Annotated in this window: 10 protein-coding genes; 8 read left to right on the forward strand and 2 right to left on the reverse strand. The window is 72.6% G+C overall.

Features of this window, described 5'->3' with window-relative positions:
• Window positions 1-102: 102 nt before the first annotated feature.
• Complete coding sequence (locus tag FVS66_RS01940) at window positions 103-1,284, reverse strand: nucleotide disphospho-sugar-binding domain-containing protein (RefSeq protein WP_187645346.1); 1,182 nt, start codon at window positions 1,282-1,284, stop codon at window positions 103-105.
• A 453-nt stretch (window positions 1,285-1,737) separates the two neighbouring features.
• Between FVS66_RS01940 and FVS66_RS01945 the strand changes: the two genes are divergently transcribed.
• The 8 genes from FVS66_RS01945 (at window position 1,738) to FVS66_RS01980 (ending at window position 10,792) form a co-directional block, all read left to right on the forward strand.
• The gene (locus FVS66_RS01945) at window positions 1,738-2,223 is read left to right on the forward strand and encodes a PhzA/PhzB family protein (protein ID WP_149179193.1); all 486 of its coding nucleotides are present in this window, start codon (window positions 1,738-1,740) and stop codon (window positions 2,221-2,223) included.
• Between the two features lie 35 nt (window positions 2,224-2,258).
• A complete protein-coding gene (locus tag FVS66_RS01950) occupies window positions 2,259-3,434 on the forward strand; it encodes a 3-deoxy-7-phosphoheptulonate synthase (RefSeq protein ID WP_149179194.1) in 1,176 nt (391 codons plus the stop codon).
• Between the two features lie 46 nt (window positions 3,435-3,480).
• Entirely contained in the window at window positions 3,481-4,104 is a 624-nt protein-coding gene (locus FVS66_RS01955; RefSeq protein ID WP_149179195.1) for an isochorismatase family protein, read from the forward strand.
• Window positions 4,101-6,089 (forward strand): anthranilate synthase family protein, encoded by a 1,989-nt coding sequence (locus tag FVS66_RS01960; RefSeq protein ID WP_149179196.1) that lies wholly within the window; start codon window positions 4,101-4,103, stop codon window positions 6,087-6,089. Before FVS66_RS01955 ends, FVS66_RS01960 begins: the two co-directional genes overlap by 4 nt.
• The gene (locus FVS66_RS01965) at window positions 6,086-6,949 is read left to right on the forward strand and encodes a PhzF family phenazine biosynthesis isomerase (RefSeq protein ID WP_316248159.1); all 864 of its coding nucleotides are present in this window, start codon (window positions 6,086-6,088) and stop codon (window positions 6,947-6,949) included. The genes FVS66_RS01960 and FVS66_RS01965 overlap by 4 nt, the downstream gene beginning before the upstream one ends.
• 54 nt (window positions 6,950-7,003) lie before the next feature.
• Window positions 7,004-7,654: a phenazine biosynthesis FMN-dependent oxidase PhzG gene (gene phzG, locus FVS66_RS01970; RefSeq protein WP_149179197.1), complete on the forward strand. Its 651-nt coding sequence runs from the start codon at window positions 7,004-7,006 to the stop codon at window positions 7,652-7,654.
• Between the two features lie 65 nt (window positions 7,655-7,719).
• Window positions 7,720-9,339 (forward strand): amino acid adenylation domain-containing protein, encoded by a 1,620-nt coding sequence (locus FVS66_RS01975; protein WP_149179198.1) that lies wholly within the window; start codon window positions 7,720-7,722, stop codon window positions 9,337-9,339.
• A 76-nt stretch (window positions 9,340-9,415) separates the two neighbouring features.
• Window positions 9,416-10,792: an FAD-binding oxidoreductase gene (locus FVS66_RS01980; RefSeq protein WP_149179199.1), complete on the forward strand. Its 1,377-nt coding sequence runs from the start codon at window positions 9,416-9,418 to the stop codon at window positions 10,790-10,792.
• 82 nt (window positions 10,793-10,874) lie between these two features.
• On the opposite strand, the gene FVS66_RS01985 is transcribed toward FVS66_RS01980, so the two are convergent.
• Window positions 10,875-11,219 (reverse strand): hypothetical protein, encoded by a 345-nt coding sequence (locus tag FVS66_RS01985; protein WP_149179200.1) that lies wholly within the window; start codon window positions 11,217-11,219, stop codon window positions 10,875-10,877.
• Window positions 11,220-11,228 lie beyond the last annotated feature (9 nt).

Here is an 11,228-nt window from a genome sequence, read left to right on the forward strand (position 1 = left end):
GGAGTGTCCGGCGGCTGCACGGCGGAATCGGGGCCGGGCCCCGCGGCCGGGCCCCGATTCCGGGCCGGGCCCCGCGGCCGGGCGTGATCCGCCGGACACTCCCTAGCCCCGGCGGGTACGGGCGCGTTCGGCGAGCCGCCCGGCGACCGCGAGGGGGTCGGGCATGGCCGCCAGTTCCGCGGCGACGTCCTCGCTGACCGCGCGGAAGCCCGGCTCCCGTACGACCCTGCGGAGCGCCTCGCCGACCGTGGCCGCGGTGCACACGGCCGGGTCGACGGTCACCCCTGCGCCGCGCTCCTCGACGACCTGGGCGTTCGTCAGCGCGTCGCCCTTCGTCGTCGGGACGACCACCTGCGGGACGCCGGCGGCGAGGGCGGAGAACATCGTGCTCATGCCACCGTGGTGGACCACGGCGGCACAGGTCGGCAGGACCGCGCCGAGAGGCAGGAACTCGTTCATCAGACGGACGCGCCCGGACAGTACGCCCAGCTTCTCCGTCAGATCGGAGCCGCCGGAGGTGACGACCGCCTCGGCGTCCAGGGCCTCGGCGCCGCGGACGACCTCGCGCAGCACATCGACCTGGGTGTCGTTGTGCGCGGGCACCGACCCGAGCGTGACCAGGACACGCGGTCGGCCTTCCGGGGCCCTCAGCGCCCAGTCGGGCACCCGGCCGCCGCCGTTGTACGAGCTGGGGCGCATCGTCAGAAGGTCGTACGGCACGGGCTCGCGGGGCGCGGTCGGGTTGATCTTCTCGAGGGACTCGGGACCCAGGCTCAGCTCCGCGTCGGGGCGGCGCGGCAGCTCGGTCACCCCGGCTTCCGCGAGGACCGCCGGCACCGCCTCGGTGAGCAGCGGGAACATCGGGTGGCGCAGACCGATGCCATGCTCGACGGCCAGGGCGCCGGCCGCGCGCGCCGCCGGCAGCCCCACGGGGAGCATCGGCGGATACAGCACCACATCGGCGCGCCAGTCCCGGGCTGTGCGCACCAGGCCGGGCAGCATCATGCCGCCGATCTCACCGAACGCGCCGAAGACCTGCTCCATGACGAACTCGACGGACAGGTCGTCGCCGATGGCGGTCGACGCGAGCCGCACATAGGGCGCCGTGAGGTCCTGGCCCGGAGCCGCGTCGACGGCGGACAGGCCCGCCTCGGTCGCCGCGCGCAGGGCCGGGCCGCCGGCGGCGAAGAGCACCTGGTGGCCGGCGAGGCGGGCCGCGTGGGCCAGCGGGACGAGGGGAACGGTGTGTGAGAAGCCGGGCGTGGTGGTGAACAGGAAGCGCATGCTCGCCGACGTGCCTTTCATGCGGGACCGACGCGACCCCGCACGGGGGCGGCACGTCGAGTCGTACGGAAGAGGTTCGGAGGAGTGCGGTAGGAGTGCGGGAGGAACACAGGACGTACGGGACGTACGTGAAGAGCCGGACCCGTTGCTGTTGCCACCTGTCGGGTAAAGCTTCGGTGATGTCGGGTGCACCAGGCGCCGTCTGTACGCGATTTGGCGGTGAATTGACGCTCGTCTGACAATCCGGGCCCCGCCTTGCGGAAGCCTCGGTGAACGTGACCGAGTCTGACGTCCCGCTGAAACTCTCTTCCTTGTCCGACACCTCGGCGAGCGGCCAGACTTGTGGAAACGGCCCGGTGCGCCGTTCCCGCCGGCCCCGCCACCCTGTCCGGTCCGGGCGCACGCCGAGAGAGCCGTCCTTTCCCTCGCACGTCACAGAGTTGGGAGACAGGCATGTCCGAATCCGCTCCGCACGGTTTCACCGACGAGGCAGAGGTCCGTCGGGCCAACCGCGCGACGGTGGAGAAGTACATGGCCGCCAGGGGCGAGGACCGCCTCCGGCGCCATCTGCTGTTCACGGAGGACGGCCGCGGCGGTCTCTGGACCACCGACACCGGCGCCCCGATCAGCATCAACGGACGCGATCGGCTCGGTGAGCACGCCGTGTGGTCCCTGAAGACCTTCCCGGACTGGGAGTGGTACAACGTCGAGATCTTCGAGACGCAGGACCCGAACCGCTTCTGGGTCGAGTGCGACGGCCGCGGCAAGATTCTCTTCGCGGACTATCCCGAGGGCTATTACCAGAACCACTTCCTGCACTCGTTCGAGTTCGAGAACGGAAAGATCAAGCTGCAGCGGGAGTTCATGAACCCCTTCGATCAGCTGCGTGCCCTGGGCATTCCCGTTCCGGAGATCAAGCGCGCCGGCATCCCCACCTGACCGGAAATCCCTCGTCGCCACCTTGGAGACACCCTGTGGACGAAGTCCTGCGCGACATCAGGGACCGTGAGGCCCTGCAGCAGCCCGACTGGCCCGACCTGCCGCAGATGGAACGGGTGGGGGACGCGCTGGCCTCGAGACCCGCGCTCGTACGGCCGGACGACGTGCGCCGGCTCCGTGCCGCGCTCGCCCGGGTGGCCGCAGGCGAGGCCCTGGTCGTGCAGGCCGGCGACTGCGCGGAGGACCCGGCCGAGTGCACCGCCGGGGACGTCTCGCGCAAGGCCGCGCTCCTCGACCTGCTCGCCGGCACCCTGCGCATGAACGCGCACAAGCCGGTCATCCGCGTGGGGCGCATGGCCGGCCAGTTCACCAAGCCTCGCTCCCGCGCGACCGAGACCGTCGGCCACACCGTGCTACCCGTGTTCCGCGGGCACATGGTCAACGGCCCCGAGCCGGACCCGGACGCCCGGCGCCCCGACCCGTTGCGCATCCTCACCGGCTACATGGCCGCGGCCGACATCATGGAGCACCTGGGCTGGCCTCGCGGCGCGGCCGGACCGGACCCCGTCGCACCCCTGGTCTGGACGAGCCACGAGGCGCTGCTGCTGGACTACGAGATACCCATGCTCCGCGCCGACGACCGCGGCAGGACCTACCTCGGATCGACGCACTGGCCCTGGATCGGGGAACGCACCCGCCGGCCGGAGGGCGCGCACGTCGCGCTGCTGGCCGAGGTGAGCAACCCCGTGGCCTGCAAGGCGGGCCCGTCGACGGAGCCCGCCGAACTGCTCGCGCTGTGCGAACGCCTCGACCCGGACCGGGAGCCGGGCAGGCTCACCCTGATCGCCCGGATGGGCGCCGACCTCGTGGCCGACCGGCTGCCTCCGCTGGTGGAGGCCGTCCGCGCGGCCGGCCACCCGGCGATCTGGCTCACCGACCCCATGCACGGCAACACCGTCACCGCACCCGACGGCAACAAGACACGGCACGTGGACACCGTCATCCGCGAAGTGACGGACTTTCAGGAGGCCGTGGCCACCGCGGGCGGGGTGTGCGGAGGACTGCATCTGGAGACCACGCCGAACGACGTCACCGAATGCGTCTCCCACGAGACCGGACTCGGCCGGGTCGGCGACAAGTACACGACGTTCTGCGACCCGAGACTCAATCCGCGGCAGGCCCTGTCGGTGGCCGCCGCCTGGAACGCGTGACCCGGACGTGTCAGAGGCCCCGAGTCAGTCACTGGAAGGCAAGGCCATGGCCGGCATACCCCTCATCGAGCCCTATGCGTTACCGACCGCGGGCGACCTGCCCGCCAACACCGCCCGCTGGACACCCGACCCGGACCGCGCGGTCCTCCTCGTCCACGACATGCAGCGCTACTTCCTGGCGCGGTTCCCCGACACCCTCCGCGAAGAGCTCTTACGCAACGCCGCCGACCTCCGCGAGCGGTGCGCCGCCGCCGGTGTGCCCGTGGCGTACACCGCACAGCCGGGCAGCATGACCGAGGAGGAACGCGGCCTGCTGAAGGACTTCTGGGGCCCTGGCATGCGCCGCGAACCCGGCGACCGGGCGGTGGTCGACGAACTCGCCCCGTCGGACGGCGACTGGCAGCTGACCAAGTGGCGCTACAGCGCCTTCCACCACTCGTCGCTCCTGGAGCGCATGCGGGACTCGGGCCGCGACCAGCTCGTCGTCTGCGGGGTCTACGCCCACGTCGGCGTCCTGATGACGGCCGTGGACGCGTTCGCCCACGACATCCAGCCGTTCCTCGTCGCCGACGCCGTCGCCGACTTCTCAGCCCACTACCACCGGCTCGCCCTCACCTACGCCGCCGAGCGGTGCGCGAGGGTCGTCACGGCGAAGGAGGTCCTCGCATGAGCGAGCGCCCCGGTGACCTGCTCGACCGGATCCTGACCGACCGCCCGGCCGCCTACGCCCTGCTGCACCGGCCGGAGGCCGCGAGCGGCGGCGACGCCTCCGGCACCCCCGGCACCCCCGGCGCACCCGGCGCACCCGGCACACCCGGGGCCTTCGGCGCCGCCCGGGTTCTCGACGTCCTCGTCGGCGAGATCACGACGCCCGCGACGCTCGCCGGCATTCCCCTGCCGGACGGACCGGCCGGACCCGACGCGGCCGGACGAGACACGGCAGGAGTCGAGGGTCCCCGCCACGAGGTCCTCGCCCTCGTCCCGTACCGCCAGATCGCCGAGCGCGGCTACGCGGCACGCGACGACGGCGCCCCGCTGATCGCGCTCACCGTCACCGAACAGCAGCGGACGCCGCTCGCGGACGCCCTCGCGCGCATCCCGCAGGTCCCCACGGCGCTGAAGGGCGCCCACTTCGACGTGCCGGACGACACCTACCAGGACACTGTGCGCAGGGTCGTCGACGAGGCGATCGGCACCGGCGAGGGCGCGAACTTCGTCATCAAGCGCTCCTTCGTCGCGGACATCACCGACTACGGTGAGCACAGCGCCCTGTCGTTCTTCGCCCGCCTCGCGGAGCAGGAGGTGGGCGCCTACTGGACGTTCCTGATCCACACCGGGGACCGCACGTTCGTCGGCGCGTCGCCCGAACGGCACATCAGCGTCGACGGCCGCACCGCCGTGATGAACCCCATCAGCGGCACCTACCGCTACCCGGCCGGCGGCCCCGCCCTCCCCGAGGTCATGGACTTCCTCGCCGACCGCAAGGAGGCCGACGAGCTGTACATGGTCGTCGACGAGGAACTGAAGATGATGGCCCGCATCTGCGAGACGGGCGGCCGCGTCCGCGGCCCGTACCTCAAGGAGATGGCCCGCCTCGCGCACACCGAGTACTTCATCGAGGGACGCACCCGGCGCGATGTGCGCGAGATCCTCCGCGAGACCATGTTCGCCCCGACCGTCACCGGTTCCCCGCTGGAGAGCGCCTGCCGCGTCATCGACGCGTTCGAGCCGGGCGGACGCGGCTACTACAGCGGGGTGGCCGCCCTCATCGGGCGCGACGCGCACGGCGCGCGGACGCTGGACTCCGCCATCCTCATCCGCACCGCGGACATCGACCGCACCGGCCGGGTGAGCATCGGCGTCGGCGCCACGCTGGTACGCCACTCCGACCCGGCGTCCGAGGCCGCGGAGACCCGCGCCAAAGCGGCCGGCCTCGTCGCCGCCCTGGAGTCCGGCGGCGCCCGCGGCTTCGCCGCCCACCCCGACGTACGGGCCGCTCTCGCCCGGCGCAACGACACCGTCGCCGGCTTCTGGCTGCACGACACCCCCGAGCGGCGGCCCGCCGTCGGCGGCCTCGACGGCACCCGGGTACTGATCGTCGACGCCGAGGACACCTTCACCTCGATGATCGCCCACCAGCTCCGCTCGCTCGGACCGCGGGTGACCGTACGCCGCTTCGACGAGCCGTACGCCTTCGACGAGTACGACCTCGTGTTCATGGGGCCGGGACCGGGCGATCCGGGCGACACCGGCCACCCCAGGATCGCGCACCTGCGTGCGGCCGTACGGACCCTGCTGCGGCAGGGCCTGCCGTTCGTCGCCGTGTGCCTGAGTCACCAGATCCTCTGCCGCGAGCTCGGCTTCGCCGTCACCCGGCTGCGGACCCCCCACCAGGGCATGCAGAAGGAGATCGACCTCTTCGGGACACCCGAACGCGTCGGCTTCTACAACACCTTCGCCGCCCGCGGCCCGGAGGACAAGCGGGACGTCGAAGGCGTCGGCGTGGTGGAGGTCAGCCGCGACCCGCACACCGGAGAAGTGCACGCTCTGCGCGGCCCGCGCTTCGCGTCCATGCAGTTCCACGCCGAGTCGGTGCTCACCCAGGGCGGTCCGCGGATCCTCGCCTCCGCTGTGCGGGACGCGCTCGGCGCATGACCACAGAACAGCGAGACAACCCCATGCACTCCTACGTAGTGGTCGACGCCTTCGCCACCGAGCCCCTCAAGGGCAACCCGGTCGCCGTCTACTTCGACGGTGACGACCTGACCGCCGGCCAGATGCAGCGGATCGCCCGCGAGATGAACCTGTCCGAGACGACGTTCGTGCTTCGCCCCAAGGCGGGCGGCGACGCGCACATCCGCGTCTTCACTCCCGTCAACGAACTGCCCTTCGCCGGCCACCCGCTGCTCGGCACCGCCATCGCCCTCGGCAACCGCCTTCCCGTGCGACAGCTGAAGCTGGAGACGGCCATGGGCACCATCCCCTTCGAGCTCGTCCGGGACGGCGACGTGACCACGGCGGCCTGGATGCAGCAGCCGGTGCCCCTCTGGGAACCCTACGAGCAGCGGGACGAACTGCTCGCCGCCCTGGGCCTGCGCGACACCGTGCTGCCGGTGGACATCTACCGCAACGGCCCGCGCCACGTCCTGGTCTGTCTGCCCGGAGTCGAGGAGCTCTCGGCGCTCGACCCCGACCACCGGGCCCTCTCCCGGTTCCCCGACATGGCGGCCAACTGCTTCGCCGGGTCGGGCACCGAGTGGCGCAGCAGGATGTTCTCACCGGCGTACGGCGTGGTCGAGGACGCGGCCACCGGCTCGGCGGCCGGACCCATCGCGATCCACCTCGCCCGGCACGGACTGATCGAGTACGGGCAGCACATCGTGATCACCCAGGGCGTCGAGATGGGCAGGCCCTCACCGATGCACACCATCGCCCACGGCACCGACGACGAGGTGTTCTCGGTCGAGGTGGGCGGCCACGGCGTCGTCGTACTCGAAGGAACCCTGCGGCTGTGACGGCCGGCGCGCCCCGGCAACCCCTTCCACACCCCCGGTAGACGGAGAACACATATGAGCAGCACCAGGTCGGAATCGCTCACCGGGACCGTGCGGGTCACCTTCCCGCAGTACGCGGAGCCCCCTGCCGAGCCGATCGGGCTGGTAGGGGAGTGGCTCGACGAGGCGGTGGCCCACCAGGTCCGCGAACCCCGCGCCCTGGCCCTCGCCACCGCCGACGCGCGCGGCCGGTCCTCCTCCCGGATGGTCGTCGTCAACCAGGTCACCGACCACGGGTTCGTGTTCCTCAGCCACGACGGCAGCCAGAAGGGCCGCGACATCAGCCGCAACCCGTGGGCGTCCGGCGTCCTGTACTGGCGCGAGACCAGCCGGCAGCTCGTCGTCGCCGGCCCCGTGGCGCGGCTGCCGAGGCCCGACACCGAAGCCCTGTGGTACGCCAGGCCGGTGTTCACCCACGCCATGACGACGGCCTCCCGCCAGAGCGAGCCGCTGGAGAGCATCGAGGACGCGGAGGCGCTGCGCGAGCGGGCCGGGCGGCTGGGGGAGGGCGGACAGCCGCTGGACTGCCCCGACACCTTCGTCGCCTACGAACTCCGATTCGAAAGTGTGGAGTTCTGGGCCGACGGCACGGACCGGCTGCACGAGCGGCTGCGTTACGACCGCGACGGCGACGCCCGCTGGCGCGTCAGCCGCCTCCAGCCCTGACGGGGGCCGGCCACGGCCCGGCCTCCCCCTCCCACGAGACCCTCGAAGCGGAACGCGAGAACACCATGCAGGGATCTGTCCCGCCCTTCCTCCACGCCGGCTTCCACTCCTCCGCGCGGCGCCACCCGGACCGCCCCGCACTGACCCTGGACGGCCGCACCTGGACCTACGCGGAGCTGGACCACCTCGCCCGGCGCTGGGCCGCCGCGCTCACCGCGGTGCGCGGCCGCCCCCGGCGGGTCGCCGTCCTCGGGCACCGCAGCATCGTCACATACGCCGGATTCCTGGCCGCCCTGTACACCGGGGCTACGGTGGTGCCGCTGCACACCAAGTACCCGGCGGCCCGCAACAGGGACATCCTCTGCAGGGCCCGCGCCGAGGTGCTCCTGGCCGACCGGGGAGGGGCCGCCCAGCTGCGGCGCGGCCTCCTCGACGGTCTCGGGGAGGTTCCCGCCGTGGTGCTCCCGGAGACCGACGAGGCACCCGCCGGTCTGCCGGACCGCGGTGTCCGCGTCCTCGCCCGGGGCGACGTGGCGGCCACCGAACCCCTCACGGGGCGGGAGTTCCCGGACCCCGGCGACAGCGCCTACCTCCTGTTCACCTCCGGCTCGACCGGCCGGCCCAAGGGCGTGCCGGTCTCGCACGCGAACGTGTCCGCGTTCCTGCGGGTCAACACCGAGCGGTACGGCTTCACGGCGGACGACCGCTTCACCAACACCTTCGACCAGACCTTCGATCTCTCCGTCTTCGACCTTTTCATGGCGTGGGGCAGCGGCGGATGTCTGGTGCCCCTGGACAACGCGGACCTCATGGCGCCGCTCGACTTCGTCCGCGACCACGCCGTCACCGTCTGGTTCTCGGTCCCGTCCGTGGCCGTGCTCCAGCACCGCAGGGGCCGGCTGAAGCCCGGGTCCCTGCCGTCCCTGCGCTGGAGCCTCTTCTGCGGCGAGGCGCTGCCCGCGACGGTGGCCGAGGCATGGCAGGAGGCCGCGCCCGGCTCCGTACTGGAGAACCTGTACGGCCCCACCGAGGCGACCATCGCCTGCATGGCGCACCGCTGGGACCCGCGTTCCTCGCCGGAGCGGGCCGTCAACGGCATCGTGCCGATCGGGACGCCCTACCCGGGCATGGCGGCCGCCGTGCTCGCCGAGGACGGCCGCCCGGTCGCCGACGGCGAGGTGGGCGAGCTGTGCCTCTCCGGGGCGCAGGTCTTCGACGGCTACCTCGACGCTCCCGGACAGACCGAGAGCGCCTTCCACACCGCGGCCCCGTACGGCGGCGCGCCCGGCCGGTGGTACCGCACGGGCGACCTCGTCCGCAGGGCCGCCGACGGGGAGTACGGCTACCTGGGGCGGCTGGACACCCAGGTGAAGATCCTCGGCCACCGCGTCGAGACCGGCGAGGTCGAGGCCCACCTCCTCCGGCAGCGGGGCGTGGCCGAGGCCGTGGTCCTGCCCGTGCCGGGCGACGAGGACGGGGTGACGGTCCTCGCCGCGGTCCTGTCCGGCGACGGCCTGGACATCCCCGCGGTCGACGACGGGCTGCGCGACTCGCTGCCGCCGTACATGATCCCGCTGACCTACCACACGCTCGACACCTTCCCGCTGAACTCCAACGGCAAGGTCGACCGCAACGCGCTGCGCGCGCGGGTGACCTCCGGAGAGCTCGCACCCTTCCCGCTCTGACCCGCCCGTACGCGCAACACCGGATACACCGGATACACCGGATACACCGGATACACCAGAAAGGTGCTCCCCCTCCATGAACACTGCGGCTGAGCGGTCCCTGACGGACCAGGTGCGCGGTGCGGTGCTGCTGCCGGGCGACGACGGGTTCGACGCCCGCTGCGCGGGCTTCCAGACCGCCTACCGTCACAAGCCGTCCGTGCTGTTACGGCCCGCCGGGCCCGACGACGTCGTGGCGGCCGTCGACCACGCCGCCCGCCACACACTGCCCGTGGCCGTCCAGGCGACCGGCCACGGCCTGTCGGCCGCCCTCGACGGCGGTGTCCTCGTCGACACCGGCACGCTGAAGGGCGTGACCGTGGACGCCCCGGCCCGTACCGCGCGTGTCGCGGCCGGCACCCGGTTCGGGGACGTCGTCGACGCCGCCGCCCGCTACGGCCTCGCCCCGCTGAACGGCTCGTCGCCGGGCGTGGGCGCCGTCGGCTACGTACTCGGCGGCGGACTGGGCCTGCTGGGACGCGAGTTCGGCTACGCCGCCGACCATGTGAGGGCCGTCGAGCTCGTCACGCCCGACGCGCGTGCCCGCCGGGTGACGGCCGCCTCCGACCCCGAGCTGTTCTGGGCGCTGCGCGGCGCCGGCGCCAACTTCGGCGCGGTCACCGCCCTGGAGATCGCCCTGGTCCCGGTCAGCCGTATCTACGGCGGCGAGCTCGTCTTCGATCTCGACCGCACCCCGGGGCTCCTGGAGCTGTACCTGCGCTGGACCGAGACGCTCCCCGAGGAGCTGACGTCCTCGGTGTCGCTCGTCGCCTACCCCGACCTGCCGGTGTTCCCCGCGTACCTGCGCGGCAGGTACGCGGGCCACGTACGCGTCGCGTACACCGGGGACTGCCGTACGGGGGAGCGGCTGGCCGCGCCGCTGCGCTCGGCCGGGCCGCTGCTCTCCGACACCCTCGCGGAGATGCCCTACACCGAGTGCGGGAGCATCTACGACGACCCGCCGGTACCGCACGCGTACCTCGGCGACAATGTCCTCGTACGGGCCGTCGGCCCGGCCCAGGCGGCGACGGTGACCGAACTGGCCGGGCCCGGCGCGCCGGTGCCGTGCGTGGTCGACGTACGCCACCTCGGCGGAGCCCTCGGCCGCCCGCCGGAGGTGCCGAACGCGGTGGGCCACCGCGACGCGCGGTACCTCCTGCGGGTGCTGACACCGCTCATGGGCGTGACCCCGGACGAGGCACGCGCCGCCCAGCGCCGCGTACTCGACACCGTCGCCTGCCACTCAGTGGGCGGCCGGTGCCAGAACCTGGTGTACGGGGAGAGTGTCCCGGGACCCGCCGACGACTTCTGGGAGCCGGCCGACCACCGGCGGCTGGCGGAGCTGAAGGCCCGCGTCGACCCGGCCAACCTCTTCCGCTGCAACCGCAACATCCCCCCGGTCCGCCGCACCTGACGCATCGCCCCGAGCCCGTCCACGGCGCCCCAGGAACCCGGGGCGCCGTTCCGCGTCTCAGCCCAGCTCTGCCCCCAGGCCCCTATGCGGCCGGCGGCTGAAGTGCGAGCCCGAGCCCGGCGAGCGACGACAGCCCGTGCCCGCCCTCGACGGTCGCCTCGATGTCGAACCACTCACGGAACTCCAGCGGGTACCCGATCAGTTCGGCGGCGCTGCGCGGCAGCTTCGCCGCGGCGGCGGCCTCCGCGGACTCCCACAGGAACACCGCTCCCCAGCGGTTCCTCTCCGGATCGGACACCCAGACCTTCAACAGCAGACCCGGAATGTCCGACCACGACTGCTCGGCCTCCTCACGCAGGAAATCCCGCAGCGTTTCGGCCGTGTGCGCGGAATCGGTCAGGTCCCACCAAGCGATCATTGCCCTCATCGCGTCAGT

Source organism: Streptomyces sp. TRM49041 (assembly GCF_008271805.1).
Lineage (GTDB): Bacteria > Actinomycetota > Actinomycetes > Streptomycetales > Streptomycetaceae > Streptomyces.